17 protein-coding genes and 1 pseudogene are annotated in these 18,479 nt (G+C 44.3%); 5 read left to right on the forward strand and 13 right to left on the reverse strand.

The annotated features are described in order from the left end of the window. Window positions 1-23: 23 nt before the first annotated feature. The 12 genes from V1L65_RS18170 to V1L65_RS18225 form a co-directional block, all read right to left on the reverse strand. Window positions 24-452 carry a hypothetical protein gene (locus V1L65_RS18170; RefSeq protein WP_331700643.1) on the reverse strand — a complete coding sequence of 143 codons (429 nt, stop codon included), beginning with the start codon at window positions 450-452 and terminating at the stop codon, window positions 24-26. Further along, entirely contained in the window at window positions 449-595 is a 147-nt protein-coding gene (locus V1L65_RS18175) for a hypothetical protein (RefSeq protein ID WP_331700644.1), read from the reverse strand. The genes V1L65_RS18170 and V1L65_RS18175 overlap by 4 nt, the downstream gene beginning before the upstream one ends. Before the next feature lie 21 nt (window positions 596-616). After that, complete coding sequence (locus V1L65_RS18180; RefSeq protein WP_331700645.1) at window positions 617-766, reverse strand: hypothetical protein; 150 nt, start codon at window positions 764-766, stop codon at window positions 617-619. Window positions 767-786: 20 nt separating this feature from the next. Continuing rightward, the gene (locus tag V1L65_RS18185) at window positions 787-1,689 is read right to left on the reverse strand and encodes a hypothetical protein (protein WP_331700646.1); all 903 of its coding nucleotides are present in this window, start codon (window positions 1,687-1,689) and stop codon (window positions 787-789) included. A 10-nt stretch (window positions 1,690-1,699) separates the two neighbouring features. Further along, complete coding sequence (locus V1L65_RS18190; RefSeq protein ID WP_331700647.1) at window positions 1,700-2,656, reverse strand: type II secretion system F family protein; 957 nt, start codon at window positions 2,654-2,656, stop codon at window positions 1,700-1,702. After that, on the reverse strand, window positions 2,649-4,031 hold the full coding sequence (locus V1L65_RS18195) for an ATPase, T2SS/T4P/T4SS family (protein WP_331700648.1): 1,383 nt from the start codon (window positions 4,029-4,031) through the stop codon (window positions 2,649-2,651). The genes V1L65_RS18190 and V1L65_RS18195 overlap by 8 nt, the downstream gene beginning before the upstream one ends. After that, the gene (locus V1L65_RS18200) at window positions 4,028-4,876 is read right to left on the reverse strand and encodes a hypothetical protein (RefSeq protein WP_331700649.1); all 849 of its coding nucleotides are present in this window, start codon (window positions 4,874-4,876) and stop codon (window positions 4,028-4,030) included. Before V1L65_RS18200 ends, V1L65_RS18195 begins: the two co-directional genes overlap by 4 nt. Further along, complete coding sequence (locus V1L65_RS18205; protein WP_331700650.1) at window positions 4,873-5,604, reverse strand: SAF domain-containing protein; 732 nt, start codon at window positions 5,602-5,604, stop codon at window positions 4,873-4,875. Before V1L65_RS18205 ends, V1L65_RS18200 begins: the two co-directional genes overlap by 4 nt. A 202-nt stretch (window positions 5,605-5,806) precedes the next feature. Then, window positions 5,807-6,157, reverse strand: coding sequence for a type II toxin-antitoxin system PemK/MazF family toxin (locus V1L65_RS18210; RefSeq protein WP_331700651.1), 351 nt, complete (start codon window positions 6,155-6,157; stop codon window positions 5,807-5,809). A 3-nt stretch (window positions 6,158-6,160) separates the two neighbouring features. After that, window positions 6,161-6,442 (reverse strand): CopG family ribbon-helix-helix protein, encoded by a 282-nt coding sequence (locus V1L65_RS18215; RefSeq protein WP_331700652.1) that lies wholly within the window; start codon window positions 6,440-6,442, stop codon window positions 6,161-6,163. A 230-nt stretch (window positions 6,443-6,672) separates the two neighbouring features. Beyond that, window positions 6,673-7,857 carry an alanine racemase gene (alr, locus tag V1L65_RS18220; protein WP_331700653.1) on the reverse strand — a complete coding sequence of 395 codons (1,185 nt, stop codon included), beginning with the start codon at window positions 7,855-7,857 and terminating at the stop codon, window positions 6,673-6,675. A gap of 136 nt (window positions 7,858-7,993) precedes the next feature. Continuing rightward, entirely contained in the window at window positions 7,994-9,271 is a 1,278-nt protein-coding gene (locus V1L65_RS18225) for a DUF4367 domain-containing protein (protein ID WP_331700654.1), read from the reverse strand. A 268-nt stretch (window positions 9,272-9,539) separates the two neighbouring features. Here V1L65_RS18225 and V1L65_RS18230 point away from each other — a divergent pair, with 268 nt between their 5' ends. From V1L65_RS18230 to V1L65_RS18240, 3 genes and pseudogenes are all read left to right on the forward strand, one after another. Next, window positions 9,540-11,105: a histidine kinase N-terminal 7TM domain-containing diguanylate cyclase gene (locus V1L65_RS18230; RefSeq protein ID WP_331700655.1), complete on the forward strand. Its 1,566-nt coding sequence runs from the start codon at window positions 9,540-9,542 to the stop codon at window positions 11,103-11,105. A 140-nt stretch (window positions 11,106-11,245) separates the two neighbouring features. After that, window positions 11,246-11,605 carry a hypothetical protein gene (locus V1L65_RS18235; RefSeq protein ID WP_331700656.1) on the forward strand — a complete coding sequence of 120 codons (360 nt, stop codon included), beginning with the start codon at window positions 11,246-11,248 and terminating at the stop codon, window positions 11,603-11,605. Window positions 11,606-11,696: 91 nt separating this feature from the next. Then, a pseudogene (locus V1L65_RS18240) lies at window positions 11,697-13,042 on the forward strand (alkaline phosphatase). A gap of 224 nt (window positions 13,043-13,266) precedes the next feature. Here V1L65_RS18240 and V1L65_RS18245 read toward each other — a convergent pair. Beyond that, the gene (locus tag V1L65_RS18245; RefSeq protein ID WP_331700657.1) at window positions 13,267-16,608 is read right to left on the reverse strand and encodes an outer membrane protein assembly factor BamB family protein; all 3,342 of its coding nucleotides are present in this window, start codon (window positions 16,606-16,608) and stop codon (window positions 13,267-13,269) included. A 297-nt stretch (window positions 16,609-16,905) separates the two neighbouring features. Here V1L65_RS18245 and V1L65_RS18250 point away from each other — a divergent pair, with 297 nt between their 5' ends. Then, the gene (locus V1L65_RS18250) at window positions 16,906-17,640 is read left to right on the forward strand and encodes an HAD family hydrolase (RefSeq protein ID WP_331700658.1); all 735 of its coding nucleotides are present in this window, start codon (window positions 16,906-16,908) and stop codon (window positions 17,638-17,640) included. Next, a complete protein-coding gene (locus V1L65_RS18255; protein WP_331700659.1) occupies window positions 17,633-18,475 on the forward strand; it encodes a MurR/RpiR family transcriptional regulator in 843 nt (280 codons plus the stop codon). The genes V1L65_RS18250 and V1L65_RS18255 overlap by 8 nt, the downstream gene beginning before the upstream one ends. Window positions 18,476-18,479: the final 4 nt, after the last annotated feature.

Consider the following 18,479-nt stretch of genomic DNA (forward strand, 5'->3'; position numbering starts at 1 on the left):
AACCGGCACTTTGAATTCGCCGCTTAATAAGGCACATACTCGCTCATTTTCATGCCAAAAGCTTTCATTCTTTCATCCGCAGCTATCGGCTCGATCCCAATCAGCCGGTCAATCATAAATAGCTGCTCGTAAGGATAGCTAATTGTTAATGAAATGCCAGCGCCTCTAGGGACAGGCCTTGCCGCATTATTCGGATCTGCCCCTGTAGTCGAACTGAACTCGTACTGAAGCAAGTCCGGCTGCAGGCCGAATTGAGCTAGCCTCATTTGCGACTGCTGTTTCATAGCAGCACTGATATAGCCATAGGCGCCGCTTGCCCCAACCTCCAGCAAATAATCAACCTCCTGCTGCAGCACCGCCTGCCTGACGATTACAATATGCTTATAAATAGGCGAGAACATAAGCCAGCAAAGCATCGCTGAAAATAAGATGAACACCAGCAGCTGCTTCATGGGCTGAGCTGCCGAATATGCTGGGACATGGCTCCTCCTGAACGATTGACCTGCGTATTCATGCCATTCTCCCCGCCAGCAACTCCTTCATAAATGAGTATTGCCGTAATAATAAGCAGCAGTGTAATTAATAAAGACCTCATCTCTGCAACACCACCTCAATATTATGGAAGCATCTGGCTAATACGAGTATTGGCTGCATTGCCTTGGGATTCAATTTGGCTTCTTGTTCCTGTCGTATCCTTGGCAATAATAGAATTGAACAAAACTACAACGACCACCAGCAGCATTACTGTAATTAAAATATTGCGCATACTCTCACCCCCTTATTAATTTACTGCAATGTCATAAAAAGCTTCTGTCCTTCTCTTACCCACGGATATATAAATACTTGAAAGGTATACAATATCGGAATGCCTGCGAGAACAAACAATAAATAGGAGGTTGATTCCTTTTTGCTCTCCTTGGCAAGCTCCAGCTTGTCCTTATAATCTGATATTCTTTGCTTCAGCAGCTCGTAGTAATGGCTGCTTTCGTGCTGCCTGAGCGCATCGATCGTCTCAATAAAGCTCATTCCTTCGTCAGTGCCGAGACGTTCCTTCAGCCTCTGCAAAGCGAGCCGCGGATGATGATACCAATCTGCAAGCATCTGCTCCAGATCAGCTCGAATCATTTTTGTAAATGGAACGGTCCGCGTCAACTTTGCATGGATATGCAGCTGGGAATCGGATAAATAAAGCAATTGATTGCTGACGATATATATTTCTTTCGTTATTTGGAGCGTTCGCACTTTGCGAATGGAGCGCAGCCAGCTTTGATCGTACATTAAAAACAATAATGCTGCTGCAGCCATTGCCAATATTATGCTCGGGGGCATCGACGCTGGCATTGCTATATGCAGCTTAAGCATGACAAGCATCACAGCTATCGTTAAGGCCGCCATGATAACTGCAATACGCTTCCCAACAAAATACCAAGCAGCATCCGCTGAAAATCCGCATCCCTTTAACAAAAGCTCCCGCTCAGAAAAACTTTGCTGATCGCGGCTAATCCGCAGTAATTTCAGCAGCTTCTTCGGAGCTTCATGTTTTTTCCAGATCAGCAGACTTAAATGAGTCCAGCGATTTTTCCTTTTCGGTACAGCAATGCGCAAAATAATAAAAAGAGCGAGCGCTATTATGATAAATTGCAGCATCCATGAGCTGAAATAAACAAGTGAGTCCATCCATAGATACATCACATACCTCCTATAGTTTTTTGCGGGAAAGCCATAAGCCCATTAAGAAGGACAAGACAATCAGTATGAGCGCGTTAAGCAGCATATCTCTGCCTTCCGGATCGACTAAATAATAGTAGTAAGCATTGGCGCTGTTGTACCTAATATTGATGCCGACAAAGACAGCTAAAAAAAGAAGCGGTGAAAAATTAGCGATCCTGATTTCAAGCAAGCGGTTGCGTTCCTGCTCATTCGAGCGCCTCGCTTTACGCATATCAGCAAGCAGCTCGCGCAAGGAATCAGATATTTGCACACCTTCTGTCAAAGCGACGCGCAAAATTTCTGCAAAATGATCCGCCCAAACATGGCCAAGCGCCGATGAGAAAATAGATAAGCTTTCCTGGTCATCCTCACGAATTGATAAATTGCGGTACAGCTGTTCAAATACAGCCTGCATCGGACCCAGCAGCCGCTTCTCGTCAATCGCTCTTTGCAGCGCGATTTTTACCTGCCGCTCTCCTGTTACGAGATAGCATTGATAAAACAGCTCAATCGCCGGCAAAAAGTCCAGCTGCGCCTGCATCCTGCGATGCACAAGCCAGGCTTGCAGCATCATATAAGGCAAACTGCCGAGCGCTGCGCCGAACAATAGCGTTCCTTTCAGCGTTTGAAAAAAACAACCTCCGAAGGCTACTCCTCCCAGCAGCAAAAATAGGCTAAGCAGCAGCACGGATGCTGCAGACACGCGCAGCTGCAGCGTATCCAGCAATAGCGTCAAATGCCGCTCGATGACACGAAGCATAGTCCAGCCTTTTCCCTTGTCTGCAGAACCTTCCTGCAACAGCCGCTTCCAGCGGTTAGCCTGCGTGTAGCTAAGCCGGCTTTGCAGACTGCGCTCATCCCGCCACGCATAAAGCAAATGTCGCCACAGGACAAATTGCAAGCCGAACAATAATGCCATGAAAGCTAAAATAGAAACGCTATTCATCCCGCTTCCCCGCCTCGCTTCCCGCAAATAATCCGCTCTTTAAAGGCTTGTTAGGAAACAGCCAGCAATCAGAAGCTGCATCGTATACGGCTAAATTATTGACAACTGCCTGTCCGCCATGCCACGCAAACTCGCCTATGCGAGTTATAATACGGCGGTGATTAATGCAGCTCATCTCAATACCAATCTCAGTGACAAATTGTGTAACACGCTTGGCCAGCCGCTCTGGATTCATCGCCCTGCCGTCAAGCATGCACATATCGACAATCGCTTCCGGGACATCCTCCAGCGTGTTGGCGTGCACCGTCGTCATACTGCCGGCATGCCCTCTCGTACAAGCGCGAACATAAATATTGGCATCCTGATCGCGTATTTCCGCATGTATAATTCGCTGCGGCGATTGGCGCAGCGCCAGCTTGAAAGCCTGTTCTGAGTGATGAGCAGCATCATCCTCGGAAATTTCATATTCCACAATATTTTTGTTTGGAAAATCACGGCTAAGCATCATCTCGTAGCGGCCTTCAATCGTAATTATCCTTTCCTCATCAGGCAGCTCCGCAATCAGTGCTTTCATAAGGTTAGTTTTTCCGGAATTAGTAGGCCCAATTATGACCAGGTTCAGCCGATCATTTAGGATAGCTCTTAAAAGCTGCACAACCGTTTCATTAGCTGTACGGTAAATAGGTGAAGCCAGCACATCAAGCCCAAAGCTGGCCAGCGTATAAAACCGGATAGTCAGCGTTGGCAGCGAGGTGAATCCAAACCCGGTCATCGTTACTCTTGAGCCATCCCGCAGCATCACCTCAGCCCAGCGCTTGCGGGGATTTATCCGGTCATTATTATAAAGAACGAGATTTTGCTGTATGCGTTCCACCTCGCGTATATGGCTGAATGAGAAGCGCGATAGCCTGGCAGCACCTCTGCGCACCTCATAAATTCGTGTGCCTACGACTTGGATTTCCTCTAGGTCTGACTTGCCGACAAGAATTAGCTCAAGCACGTTTAAGCCAACTACCTCGGCAAACAATGCTTCGGCCAGCGAATCATACGGATGCTCATAATGCGAAATCGTATGGATGCGCAGACGAATCAGACGGTCCTCGATTATAGATAGAACCTGCTTTCTTTCCTTGGGGTAGCCCAATACAGCTCGATTAAGCACCTCCCCATAGCTTCTTCTTTCATCATCCGACAGCCCTCTTGGCGCGCTCAAAAAAGCTCTTATTTCGTCAGCAAGCTTGGCGAATTCCTGTCCGGCTGCGGCAATGGCCTGATCTAATAATGCATGCTGTGCTTCCAGCTCATGCTGACGCGCATGCTGCTCCATAGTAACCGCAAAGCCTGTCGGCGAAAATCGCGGCTGCTGCTCCTTCATGATGATCTGGCTCCGTTCCGGTGCATAATGAGACGTCGATACCAAGGCTGATTGCGGATAACGCCAGGCTGCTTATCCAGACGGTAGCGCTGCATGATTTTGTTTGCGCTCCCGTTCATCGCCAGCTTTCCAAGCTTGTCCTTCTGCAGCCATTGTTCATACTGTCCGCGATCCAGTTGATAATACATCGATTCGGTAAGCTGAAATTGTCCGATTGGCGACAAGTTCATTTCCTTATACACTTGCTTCATTTGAAAACCTCCATTTTTCCAAGGATAAGTTATCGTCAAGCATTCATATTCATGAGGGGCTACTTGATATAGCGGTGCTATATCGATCAGCCAGCGTTTCCCGTCCTCTTGAAAATGAGACAGTGCCGAGGTGGTCGCGATAATCTTGGTACTTGCTTGTCGCATCGCGCATATCGTAGCGGCATTGTCCCAGTAAGCGCCTGCGTCAACAATAATGACAGAAAAGGTTTGACGCGCCACGCTGAGCAAATGTTCAATATGCTGCGGCAAATAAAACTCAGCCTGATCCCGGTTCAAATTGCCGAATAATATAGATAGCTGCGGGAGCTTTTGTACCTTATACATAGATTGCTGAAGCTTTCTTGACGTTAAACTGAACGCCCTTAATTCCGGCTGCAGCTTGTCAAGCGTCTGCTCTGGCTCGTCTAATCCTAAATAACGGTGCAGCTTGGAGCTCTTTAAATGCAGGCAAAGATAAGCAACTGGCAGCTTGCTCTGCTCTGCAATACGATACGCAGCGGCAAATGCCGCCACTGTCGTTCCTATATTGGGAGTGGTGCCAATAAAGGCTATTAATGGCGCAGCTTCGCTCATTGCATATCAGCTCCTTTACCTGCTTCACTTTGCAGCATGCTAAACGATTCCGGACTGTAGGCAACGATCAGCTTGGCAGTGCCATCCTTACAAAGCTCATCCAGCTCCAGCCACTGCTGCTCCGTTAAATTCAAATTCAAGTATTCGATCATGGCATTGGCATCGCGCCTGGCTGCATACATGCGCTCCTGATTGCTTTCAGCCAATGACATCAAATGCGATTGCTCCATGCTGTCGACCTCGACATTGCCCGAGCTTTTCACTGAAGCGACAATAACAGTCTGTTCAAACAATCTGCGCGACACTTCATCGCCGGATACATAGATAATTACCCGGTCGCCTGCCCGAATGCCATTGGATATGGAGCGTATGTATTCCTTAGGAATCTGGAAGGTTGATTCGCTCTTGCGCGGCTGCAGATGATGATAATTAAGCCGCCAGCCTACGATCGGCTCCTGCTGCCCGATCGGCACCAGCGTTTCCAAACCGACAGCAGCCTGTATATCCTGCAGCATCTCGCCGCTATACGCAGCCTGCGGCAAATATCGGAGCTCCACATCAGCACCTGTTATCATTTCTCCTGCCGCTAAAAAACGTTTTGCGACAACGACTCCGATCTGCTTCTGCTCTGCCAGCTTGTTAAGCTGCAAATGATACAAGCCGTACACGAGCGCCGCCGATACGACGACTGCAATCATACTGATAACCAAGCTTCTTCCCTTGCCCATATCACAACCCCTTTCTTGAGCACAAAAAAAGAACGCTCACAGCAGCCGTTTGCCCGGCTTCGCTGTTCGCGTTCTTCGCTATATGCCCATATATAAAATCAATCATTATAAGAGTATAAAATCACTTGTACAAGGACCCTTATAATTCAAATAATACCAAATCATCACAGCACTGTCTATCCCTAAATATTTATGTTGTGTGTTAGAAGTCAATCAATCCAACGCTAATAAGCAAAGCGTCATTTACTTTACGCATTGTCTCATCATCCAAATGTGTAATTTTGTCCGTAAGGCGCTGCTTATCTATCGTTCTTATTTGTTCAAGGAGAACGACAGAATCCCTGTCAAAGCCATGCGTAGTCGCACTCATCTCCACATGGGTGGGCAGTTTCGCTTTCTGAATTTGCGCAGTAATAGCCGCTACAATAACAGTTGGGCTAAATCGATTGCCTATATCGTTCTGAATAACAAGCACAGGGCGGACCCCGCCTTGCTCGGAACCAACCACTGGCGACAAGTCGGCAAAAAACACATCTCCGCGTTTTACGATCAAACTCTACACCCCGCTAACAAGCCGACCCAAAGTAAGATCAGCTTCATCCTCCGCCAGAAAAGCTTCCGAGGCCATATTCAGGTTGATTTTAGCCATTTCCATGTACCCGCGCTGCATCGATTCACGAATTTGACGTTTTTTCCGCTCGACCAAATAAAGTTTCATTGCCTGGCGAATAAACTCACTGCGATTCGAATTTTCTTTTGCCACGATTCCGTCAACCTCCTCTAACAAATGATCGGGCAGACTAATCATAATTCTTTTTGTACTTTGCAAATTGGCCACCTAACCCGCACCTCCAAAACTTTTCCATAAAGACCTATTAACATTATGACTTATTTCCAGCGAACCTATACTTAAACATATCTATGTTGATCGTATATCAGATATGCTGTAAATATACATATATGACACCGATAGATTGACTACCTACTACTATTCGAGATCAAACGCTAAAATTCCTTTTCAAAATAGGAAATAAAACAGTGGAAAAAAAATGCTTTTGTCGAAGCTCGCTAGGACAGCGGATTTACGATTGCAACGATCGATTCTCCCTTTGCGTACACTCGCGGAACACGCGTCGCAAGCATGCATGTTACTTCATAATTTATCGTTCCCAGCTGATCAGCAACATCATCCACCGTAATCTGCTCGCTTCCTTGTTTTCCAATAATTACAACTTCCTCATCTTCATTGACTGGCAACCCGCTCTCGGCTATAGCCTGATCCAAACCGATCATGCACTGATCCATGCAAATTGTCCCCAGCACAGGTGATTTTACTCCCCGCACCAGTACATTGGCTTTGCCTGTCAGCATTCTGCTAAAACCGTCGGCATAGCCAATCGGGATCGTTCCGACCATCTCTTCCTGCTTTGTGAAATACCGCGTCCCATAGCTGACGCCCCAGCCTGCTGGGGCTTTTTTCACATAAGAAATTTTGGACTTCAAGGACATAACCGGCTCAAGCTTAATTTCCGTATGATTCACTTCTATCGATGGGTACAGTCCGTACATACCTATGCCAAAACGTACCATATTGCCAGCAAGCTCCGGCGTATCCATTCCCGCTGCACTGTTGGCAGCATGTATATAAGGCAAATTCCAGCCGCGTTCAGCAATCTCCTTTGCAATCCGGTCAAAACGTTCATACTGCAGCTTCGTATACGTTTTATTTGCTATATCAGCATTTGCATAATGTGTAAATAAACCTTCTACATACAGCTGAGGCGTATTGATGCATGCTTCAATGAAGCTTATCGTTTCCTCAAAGCCAAGCACGCCGAGCCTGCCCATACCCGTGTCTGCTTTAATATGAACCTTCAGCTTTCGACCTTGTGCTTCTTCCGGCAAGGCAGCAGCCGCCTGACGAATATCCTCACGGAACAAGCTGATCGTAATTCCATACTCCCTGGCAAGCGTAAGCCCTTCTGCCGGTACTGCGCCGAGCACAAGTATCGGGGTATGGATTCCTGCCCTGCGAAGCTGCAAGGCCTCATCGAGAAATGCCACTCCCAAATAGTCCATAGCCAGTCTCTCAGCAGCTCTAGCAATTTCGATAGCCCCATGACCATACGCGTTTGCCTTTACAGACGCAAGCAGCCGGCTATTAGCCGGCAAAGCTTGACGCATCGCGTTAATATTATGTTCAAGAGCATCCAATGAAATCTCTGCCCAAGTCGGGCGAAAATACGTATCCAAGTCGATCCCACCTTATCTTGCGTTAACATTACTGATCCGTACAAATGCATATCAAAATAATGTTATACGTTACACCTGCTACTGTCAATCAATTGGAGTCAAGAATCGACTGGTACGTATTGGTATATTTAACAGTTCATTTCCCCATCATGCCTTGAACGGATTGTGCCACTTTAATCATCTCAGATTCTGGCAAATCGGCGCTGGATAAGCGGAATTGCTGCCCTTCATACGTCCATGTCAAGGTTTGCAGCGTGTCTCCGGCAGTAAGTTCCCCGATTGTAAAGCCAAGATCGAGCATGATTCCCGGTACTAGAGAAGCCGCTACGTCCTTAGGCTGCGTTTGAATGAGCGTGTAGTTGTATACGCCCTCATACTTCGTCATCATGCCTGCATTTCCGCCGAACACAATATCTACAGAATCTTTAAACATAACGCCAGTTGGAATATAACTAGGCCCCATAGCGATAAAGCCTTGTTCAGTTATCACTTCATTGGCAGATGCTGTAGGCTTGCCTTTGCCTTCAGAGCCTTTTTCTGATCCTTTATTTTCAGCGCCCTTTTCCTCAGCGCCTTTCACATTGCCTTTTTCATTGCCCTTGCTTTCAGCTTCCGTGCCTGTTTTTTCACCGCGCTGTTCCTCTGTCTTTTCGTCATCGGTCATGCTGTCCTCGTGCGGATCCATTTCTTCTGCGCCATTTTCCTCGGAATCTGCCGGCTCATGCTCGGTTATTTGCTCTGGCGTCATCATTGTAGGAGTATCCCCTGCCTGATTGGAGGAATCCACTCTCATATTGGCATCAGTTTCAAATACGCTCTTATCGAAGTTCGTATTGAAATCAAAGGAAGCAAACTTCACATCAACCAGCACATTGGCATTCGTATCGCTTACTTCTACCTTCAGCGGCTTTAAGTCTGATTTGTTCAGCCAAATTTTTTGGCGTGAGAAGGAACCGTTATTGTAGTTAGCCATTACATCAAATACATATTCTTTGTCGCCAGCTTCGAATTGTCTGGAGCCGTCAACAAGAATACTTTGAACCAGCGTCTGATACAAATAAACTTGTCCCTGATTTTGCGGCCAGTCGCTTTGGAAACGGAACACTTTGTTAAGCTTTGGTGTCAGGACGAACACACCGTCATCATTTCGGAGCACGATTTGTGTAACATTCTTTTCTTCATTCGTTAGTTTAATGCGGTAATTTTGCGGCTTCTGATAGGATACCTCCACTTGATACGTTTGTGGCTGCTGCCCTGTATGCAATGTCATCGTCCCGCTGCCTTGATAGCTTTCCATACTGCTGATAAATTTGTCGAGCTCCTTAACCACGGACTCGGCATCCTTCTTCCCGCAAGCAGATAATATTAGTGTGAAACATAATACGATAGCCGCGGTCCATGCAATGCGACGCATGCGATCATCCCCTCTGCAAATAATGATTTAACTGACTGATAACATATTTATGAGGGGACTTGGCCAAATATGCGGACTAGTTGTGGGCTTGGCTAATTTATTTTTTGCTTCTATATATGTACTCTCTAGAATGCTCTTGCAAACATCTGCGTTTAGTAGAAAGCTATATCAAGCATATGTTCATATTTTAGCGTGTTCCAGGAATTCATTAACAATTTACGCCAATCATGTTACATTATATTCACATATATGAAAGAGGGTATAACTATTGGATTCGAAGCTAGCGGCATATATAACATTAGTTTGTACTTCGGCTGTTCTGAATTTATCTATGCTTGTCTATACTTATTTGAGAAGACATTATTATACAAATATCGCTAATCTGTTCATGTGGAATACATTAACTTCAATGATTTATTGCTTTGGTTATGCCTTTAGCTTAACATCGACTTCGTTAGAACAACTTAGATTTTGGAATATTGTACAATATGCAGGGATGCCATTTTTCCCTCCGTTAGGATTAATGTTTGTCATGCAATATTTGGGTTATAAATTAACGAGAAAAAGAATAATCGCTTTACTTATAATGCCTTGTCTTACTTTACTCATCAATGTTACAAATGAATCCCATCATTTATACTATAAAATATATGATATCCATCCGGTGCTTGGGGCTCCATATAGTGAGATTGCATATGGGGTATGGTTTGTAGTACATAATATTTACATTTTTAGCTGTATGTTCGCTGCGTTCTTATTGCTGCTTTCACGCTGGAAGGAAACAGTTAGTGTATATCGGCCTCAATTATTTGCCCTCATCTGCGGTCAGTTGCTTCCAGTAGTGACTGCATTTTTATTATTCATAGGAGTGACACCCGATGGTATCGATCCTGTACCAATGGTTATTTGGTTTTCTTCTGCTATGTACCTTTGGTCTATTACTTCCTCTCGAATGCTATCAATTATGCCAATTGCGAAGGAAACGATCTTTAATAATATGAATGATGGTGTTATTGTGCTTAATGATACCTATCAATTAATCGAATATAATCAAGCTTGTAAAAATATGTTTAGCGAATTGGATCGATCAACGATAGGGCAGCCATTTGATCAAGTTTGGTATATGTTAACGGGTCAATCATTTCCTGTTCAATTAGATACGATATCAGATAAATGGAGTGTTAAGATTCATCAAGCTGATTATATTTATCAACTGCGCATTTCTATGCTTCCGCAAACAAATAATAGGTCTGGCTTACTTATTATATTTACGGATATAACAGAGCTACATACATTACAACAAAAGTTAGAGCAGCAAGCCTATTATGATGAGCTTACGCAAATATACAATCGTCGTGCCTTTTTCCAGCAAACTGAGCAAAGCTTAATGAAAGTAAAGGATAATTTGTCATCTTTTACGATTATTCTATTTGATATTGATTTTTTCAAAAAAGTGAACGACACGTATGGGCATCAAACCGGAGATCAAATACTAGTACATGTGGCTCAAATATGTAAGGCTGAGCTGGGAGAACATATGCTATTTGCTAGATATGGCGGTGAAGAATTTGTACTCGCTTTAACTGGTTATACACTAGTGGAAGGGGAAAACTTCGCTAATCACCTTAGATTATGCATTGAACAGAAGCCTCTAGTTGAAAATGAACGATTTGTATCCGTTACCTCCAGTTTTGGAGTATCCGTAACGACAGGAGCTATGGAAGAAACAATCTATCAACTTCTTCAAAAAGCTGATGAAGCACTTTATGCTGCCAAAAGAGCTGGTCGAAATCAAGTACAGGTTTTTACTGAAAAGTACGAATTTGTGAAATAGTACAGCAAAATATTAAGAAAGGCTTCATCAAAAGATTGCGAAGCTGAAACAACGCCTATTTTCTATTCAATCTATACAGTTCATATCCGATATATATAATAAATGGGAAATCTGCAATAGTTTTTAAGGAGGCTGTTTACATGAACATATCAGCTGCAGCTCCAATGGGCGGGGGCTTTTCGAGCGGGCAGGGCGGGTCAATAGACAAGCAAATTCAAATGCTGATGAAGCGGAAAACAATTCTTTTCCAAAAAATAACCGATATCCTTAGCGGCGAGGACCCGCCCAAAGATAAAGAAGAAAAAATTAAAGTCATTAGAATAGAAGTTAATATGATCGATCTTCAAATTCAACAGCTCATTCAAAAGAAAATTGAAATGGAAAAACGGGGAAAGTCTGCGGTCGGAATTGGTCCAGATAAGCTTCCTCCATCGCCAAGCGATCTGATTCACCCCGAACGCGAGCAGAGGGAAAGTCATTTTATAAATATTCAAGTGTGATATTTACCAAAACACAATAATTTCCTTATAATTCGATAACATTGAAGCTGTACACTTCCATTGAAATCAAATAATGGAGGTTGATTCAAAGATGCTGCGAATTTCTAAGTTTAGTAAAAGAGCTGTACTATTGCTTTCAGCACTTGTACTGACAGCAGGATTGACGATTCCTTCTGTTTCTGCTGCAGAGGAAACAACGAGTCAAGTCAAAAACGTCATTATTTTAATTCCTGACGGCATGAGTGTGGGAGCGACAACTTTGACTCGCTGGTATCAAGGAGGAGCACCGCTGGCACTTGACGAAATGGCTTCCGGCTTAGTGAGAACCTATTCCGCTGATGCGCCGATCGCTGACTCTGCACCTGGCGGCACTGCGCTCGCAACGGGCTACAAAAGCCATACTGGATTCGTCGGCGTGCTGCCAGACGAAAATACAATGCCCGGACTTGGCAAGATTGCCGATGAAGATAAGCGCAAGCCGGTTGCTTCCGTGCTAGAGGCAGCAAGATTAGCAGGCAAATCAACAGGTATAATTGCAACTTCGGAATTTATGCATGCGACACCAGCTGATTTTACGGCACATTACCCTGACCGAAGCAACTATGATGCATTGAGTGAGCAGCAAGTTTATGCAGACCTCGACGTTGTACTTGGTGCTGGATACCAATATTTGCAGCCTGATGTCCGTAAAGACAAGGAAGATTTAATTCAAGTATTAAAATCTCGCGGTTACGATTATGTAACGACACCAGAGGCGATGCGCGCTTCAACTAATGATAAGCTTTGGGGCCTCTTTGCGCCAACCTCCCTGGATTATGAAATGGATCGCGATCCTACCAAGCAGCCAAGCCTGGCAGAAATGACATCAAAGGCGATTGATGTGCTTTCACGCAACGATAACGGATTTTTCCTTATGGTAGAAGGCTCAAAAATTGACTGGGCTGCACATGCTAACGATCCAATTGGAATAATTAGCGACGTAGCGGCATTCGACGATGCTGTCGCTGTTGCATTGAATTATGCTAAGAAGCATCAGGATACTGCTGTTGTGTCCGTCACTGATCATGGCAACGGAGGAATTACAATTGGCAATATTGATACGTCTCGTAATTACGATAAACTTCCATTATCCTATTTCATAGACCCGCTTAAAAAAGCAAAGTTGACTGGCGAAGGCATTGCCGGCAAGTTAAACAATAAAAAACTATTTGTGTTGGCACGCGAAGCATTTGAACAAAAAGGCGCCAAGTAGTTTGGAATAATGAGGATGTAAACAATCCAATTGTCGTTGTTACCAAAGGAAACGATACACTTGAGCTGCCCGTATACAAAAGTGTAGCGATTCTTAATAACAAGCACATTCAGCTCGATGGCGTAGTCGTATTTAACGGTAAAAAAACTTATGTGCCTCAATCCGCGATTGATTTGCTTCCATAATAGACTGCGAGACGATTGAGGGCATAACGCCGCTCTCAGCTGATTAGAAAAAATCCTACATCACTTCAAGTAAGTGTGTGCACAGCTTCCCAAGATAGAAGCATTGGAGCAGGTTACGGTAGATGAAATGGAGGCTGCAGTTGGCGGCCGCTAACTTATACTTTCTTATATTTTAAACAAAAACCTCGGCAGAACATTTCTGCCGAGGTTTTTGCAGCTTTCCTTCAATTTTTGTTTTCCAAACGATTCAAAATAACAGCAGCTTCTGCTCTCGACAACGTTCTTTTCGGTTTAAAGCTGCCATCTTCGTATCCCATTATAATTTCTTTTGCGATGATCGCTCCTATTAATCCGCGATAATGGCTCTGAATAGCCAGCCTATCCTCAACTTCCGCTAAAGCATCTTCTTGCTCCGTAAGCGCAAGCGCTCTGGCTGTCCACACTGCGGCTTCCTCCCGCGTTATAGGCTGATTTGGTTTAAATGAAGCTTCATCGCTGTCGATCCAGCCTAATGCAGCAGCTGTTTCAATACTTGCTCTTGACCAGCGTGCAGCTGAAACATCGTCAAAGGCCAGTGCACGGGCTTTGGCTGGTATTCCCAGCTTTTTCACAAGCATAGCCAAATACTGCTCTCTCGTTACTTCTGCTCCAGGTCTAAAAGTGCCGTCTGGAAAACCGCTGATGACCCCGGTGGCAGCCAGCTGACTGACTTGCTGCTCCGCCCAATGTTCTTTCATATCGGAAAACGGGTTATGAACTGCTTGTTCGATTGGAGAATGCACAACATTAACTTTGTAGAAAGTTAATCGTTGATTCTCGCTAATAGCAGCCACTTTGTAATCATCGGTTATGTTGCTTGCATAAACATTTTTCCCGTCTACTGTAAGCTGCCATTTCTTCTCGCGTTCAAGGTTATAGGCTGCAATGTAACTTTTTGCGTTAGAAAAAATGTCCTTCATCGTCAAAAGCCATTCCGAATCTTGTTCGTTGACAAATTGCAGAGTAAGGTCAATTAGCATAAAATCGATCCGATGCTCTTCATCCGAGGTCAGGTCTATAAAAGGATTAGTAGTAATAAAAACCAGCCTATCATCTTTTACTAGCGGATTCGCACCTGTTTTTACCTTCGTAAGCTTCTTCCATTTCAGCTTCCCATCTGAATCGAGGACGGTTATCGTACCATCATAGCTTATCGTAGTTATGCTGCCATCCTTTTGTACAATTGGCTTGTTGTATATATAAGTGGTAGGATCTAATTCATATTTCCAGCGTATTTCGCCATTACCAGCATTAATGGCATACATAGTGCCAACATAATGAGTTCGCACACCGAAAGTCATGCTTTCATTTTCATCAACTGGCTTATGCTTTATTGCAATAACGAAAAGGGTATCCTCCTGCTTATTAAATAAAGGCTCATAATGAACAAGCTCACCGTCAAGCTGAATCGCCCACATAGAATTTCCCTGTTTGTCTACTGCCTTCAAATCTGACTGCGCATAGCTGGTATTCCCGCTTTTTATATGACTATTCGACGTAAAGCCTGCGTATCTGTTTCCGTTCGCATCCCAGCCAAGCAATGTACTTTTCTTCTCTGTACCGAAGGATTCAATCAGCTCGTTTTTTCCAGTATCCGTTTCGTATACAGCGAGCTTTCTCTTATTTGTCCCCCAATAAAGCTTCCCGTCGGGGCCTAAAACGGGCTTTGCTGTCATGAACTGCTCCAAATCATGCTTCCATTTGAGTGTTCCGGCTTGATCATAAGCAGCAAGCTTGCCTTCAGAGCTATGAACATATACCGTTCCATCAGCGGCTATGATCGGATTCCAGTAGCGTTCATATGATGTATCATCTGTAGCGATTAACTCTGTTTCCCATTGTTTTTGCAGCGATGCATGGTAGGAATCAGAAAGCGGCTTGGATGAGGTGTCCACCACTTTTATATTAATTCTAGTTTGCAAATTATTGTACTTGGCTGTCAATGTTGCTTCTCCAGGGCTGACGGCATGCAGCTCTTCATTAGCGAAATAAGCAACACTCTTATCGCTGCTTTCATAGAGGATTGGCTTTCGATTCTCTCGTTCCTTATCATCTATCCAGCGTATAGACGCCGGAAGCAAATAGACACCTCCAACCTCAAATGTTGTGTGAATATTTCCGAAAGTTATACCAATCGCTTGATTATTAAAAAATGGGCTCGTAATTTCCAGCATCGCCGCCAGCCCGGCATCGGTGCCAATATAAATATGTTTTTCATCGATATAAGTCATATAATATTCAGAGCCTGTCTCATATTCTGTCCACTGCTTGCCCTCACGGTCGGTTAAAATAATTTGATCGAAGCCTTGAAATAAATACAGATTTTCATCTAACCAAATTGCAGGAGGAGCATACTTAATAGAAGGAGCAGACAGAAGCTGGCCATCCTTATCAACTGAAACTAACTTGTTTTGATAGGGCTGTATGCCTGCAACGCCATTGCTGCTAGTGCTATGCTTGTATGTTACACTGAAAAAAAGAAGCGTGCCGTCACGTTGCAAGCTAAGACTTCTACCATACTCCAGCACATTCGCTTCATTGCTGATACTTAGCTTCCAAAGCTGCTTTCCTTGAGCATCATACTTGGCAATATTATTATTTTTGGTTACAAAGTAAGCATTTTGCTGATCATCAAATAATATCGGCGCCTCTACAGCTCCATCAAGCTCATACTTATGTTTAATTGAACCGCTGCTTATTACAATCGCTTCAGTTGGTTTGTTGGCAATGCCTATCCCGAAACTAGTGGCGAGCTCCTCTGAAGTTGCATCCACTGTAAACAAAATCAAGTTCCCATTTGGATCAAATTGCGGTTCTCCATATTTTCGCTTATCAACCTTGAACTTCCATGCTGCCGTCCCAGACGGATTTAATTGCTCAACATGATATGCGCTTTTAAAAGTCAGCATGTTGTTGTTTTCCTTCTTTATACCGATAATTTCCGATGTATTATCCGATGTAAAGGTATAAACTATATCTTCAGCAGAACCAGAATACATCATTACATCAGTTATACCTGTACGCTCCAGTGCCTTCGTTCCATCAGGACGGAAACCTAACAAACTAAGAGACTCACTCACATAAATTAACCCATTATGTTGAACAACAATTTTACTGAATCCGTCTAAATGCGTTTCATACATCCATTTCTGTGTGCCGTCATTGTTGAAAGCATATAAATTACCGCCTGACCCAACATAGATTACACCATCCCTGCCAACTGTAACTTGACCAGTTTGACGTACCCAATCCGCTCGTGCTGGAGCTACCTCTGCCCGCCAGCGCTCTTTTCCTAATTGGTTGAAGGCGTATAATTTTCCTTTGCCGGTTAATATATAAGTCGTACCATCAGCTCCAATAGCCGGCGGAGCAATAACAGCGCCATCCACACTATTTCCCCATGTCTCGATTACATATCTCATGGATTGATCCGCACTTACATGATTTCCTACAGGCCAGATCATCAAGCACAGCGTCAATGCAATGACCAGTCTAAAAACTCGGGATATCTTTTTCCGGCTCCCCATATTTTCTAGCCTCCTCTATTTGCTATCACGATATACTAAGCTAGCCTAATAATAGAAGATTGTGGGAATGTTGTAAACATATACACCTCTGTATCACAATTTCCATTTGAAACGCCACGATTTCAAAACGCCTCTCCTTTTACACATTATTGAGCATTCCTTTACCGAAGCTTTTCATTTAGTTGATGTTGTACTAACACTTCGCCCTTAACCTATACATGAAATGAAAATGATCAAGCCTTTCTCGATTGATACTTTTTATTTCAAAGCATCTATGAAAGTTAGGAGCGTGAGGCAGTGAATTGGAGCACTAAAAAAGCGATCGCCTTTGATCTTGGCTACACCCTTGTCACGAACAATCGCGTACAGCTGCACCGGCAATTTCTTCGCAATCAAGGCATTGAGCTTGAGGAGGAGATTATACGGCGTGCTTACCATCTGGCAGACAAAAAGTTTATGCGCGCATATCCAAAAGTTATTTCAACCGGATGGGATTATTATTTCCCTTGGTTTGTAGGCAAGGTTAATTTTTTGCTAGGCCATCAATTCAATCTGATTGAGCAAACCAATTTTATGAAACAAGAGATCGACCGATTATGGCAGTCGGGACAGTCATTCTGGACTCCTTTTTCGTGGACTGTGGATACACTTCAAAAGCTTCGCGAACAAAACTTTCGGCTGGCGTTGCTTTCCAATTGGGATGCATCAGCGAGGCCCATACTATCGTTTCTTGAATTAGATGAGCTGTTTGATGTCATTATTATTTCGGACGAGTTTGGTTGCGAAAAACCGGATCCCTCGATCTTCCAAGAGCTGCTGCTGCAATTAAATTGTTCTTCTGAAGAGGTCGTATATGTGGGTGATAATTATTACGATGATGTGCCTGGAGCAGCCGAAGTCGGCATAGCAACACTTCTATTGAATCCTTACGGACGGCTTGGCATGGAAGAGCTTAATTATACGCCTGTCGTTCCAGACATTCGGCATTTGCTAGAGCTTCTTCCTTTGCACAGTCACGCCGCCTATGAATAGTCCGCTTCATGAACGTATTGAGGCTCAATTTCATGCTTTGGGGCGAGCTCAGCAAAAAGCAGCTACCTGGCTTATGAAAAACACCCATCACGCTGTGTTTATGTCCATTAAAGAAATCGCCCATGCTTCGGAAGTAGGAGATGCGACAGTGCATCGATTATTTATGGATTTGAATTACAGCAGCTTCGCCGAGGCGAAGAAGGAAATGCAGCAGAATGCGCACAGCCTGCGCACTATTCGCCGCTTGGAGAGAAGCCAGCAGGCTCCGCCAGCTTCTTGGATGAAAAAGGCCTTGGAGGTAGAACTGTACAATTTCCAGCTGACATTCACCGCTGCCCTGGAGGAAAATATCGACAAAGCCGCGGATTATCTGTGGCAAGCCAGCAAAATCTATGTGGCTGGCTGGAAAATGACTGCCTCCGTCGCACATTCATTATCCTATGCCCTGCACTTTGTATTCGGCAACGTGACTGTTATAGAATCGGCCTCAAGCTTGACAGAGCATGTCGCCAATATGAAGGAGGACTGCGTTCTGGTAGCCATGCAGTTTCCACGCTACTCCAAACCAATAACGAAGCTTGTGCAAGAAGCCAACAAAGCAGGAGCGACCTGCATTTTATTTGCAGATTCTCCGGTTGCACCGTCCGTTTCTTATTGCGATGTAAGCCTAGTCTCAGCAACCGAGTCCCCCGGATTTTTAGATTCTTACGTCACGCCATTATTGATAAGCCAGATGATTATTCAAGTTATCGCTCATAAGCATCCTGATTTCGTCAAGCAGCGGCTTCATAAACACGAGCAATTGTTCAGCACCTTTGGTATCTTTCGACACTAATACT

The organism is Paenibacillus sp. IITD108, assembly GCF_036541265.1.
GTDB lineage: Bacteria > Bacillota > Bacilli > Paenibacillales > Paenibacillaceae > Pristimantibacillus.

Excerpts from the sequence above, each read along its gene's own strand:
- V1L65_RS18170 (WP_331700643.1), bottom strand. The coding sequence starts at position 452 with ATGAAGCAGCTGCTGGTGTTCATCTTATTTTCAGCGATGCTTTGCTGG.
- V1L65_RS18175 (WP_331700644.1), bottom strand. The coding sequence starts at position 595 with ATGAGGTCTTTATTAATTACACTGCTGCTTATTATTACGGCAATACTC.
- V1L65_RS18180 (WP_331700645.1), bottom strand. The coding sequence starts at position 766 with ATGCGCAATATTTTAATTACAGTAATGCTGCTGGTGGTCGTTGTAGTT.
- V1L65_RS18185 (WP_331700646.1), bottom strand. The coding sequence starts at position 1,689 with ATGTATCTATGGATGGACTCACTTGTTTATTTCAGCTCATGGATGCTG.
- V1L65_RS18190 (WP_331700647.1), bottom strand. The coding sequence starts at position 2,656 with ATGAATAGCGTTTCTATTTTAGCTTTCATGGCATTATTGTTCGGCTTG.
- V1L65_RS18195 (WP_331700648.1), bottom strand. The coding sequence starts at position 4,031 with ATGAAGGAGCAGCAGCCGCGATTTTCGCCGACAGGCTTTGCGGTTACT.
- V1L65_RS18200 (WP_331700649.1), bottom strand. The coding sequence starts at position 4,876 with ATGAGCGAAGCTGCGCCATTAATAGCCTTTATTGGCACCACTCCCAAT.
- V1L65_RS18205 (WP_331700650.1), bottom strand. The coding sequence starts at position 5,604 with ATGGGCAAGGGAAGAAGCTTGGTTATCAGTATGATTGCAGTCGTCGTA.
- V1L65_RS18225 (WP_331700654.1), bottom strand. The coding sequence starts at position 9,271 with ATGCGTCGCATTGCATGGACCGCGGCTATCGTATTATGTTTCACACTA.
- V1L65_RS18235 (WP_331700656.1), top strand. The coding sequence starts at position 11,246 with ATGAACATATCAGCTGCAGCTCCAATGGGCGGGGGCTTTTCGAGCGGG.
- V1L65_RS18245 (WP_331700657.1), bottom strand. The coding sequence starts at position 16,608 with ATGGGGAGCCGGAAAAAGATATCCCGAGTTTTTAGACTGGTCATTGCA.
- V1L65_RS18255 (WP_331700659.1), top strand. The coding sequence starts at position 17,633 with ATGAATAGTCCGCTTCATGAACGTATTGAGGCTCAATTTCATGCTTTG.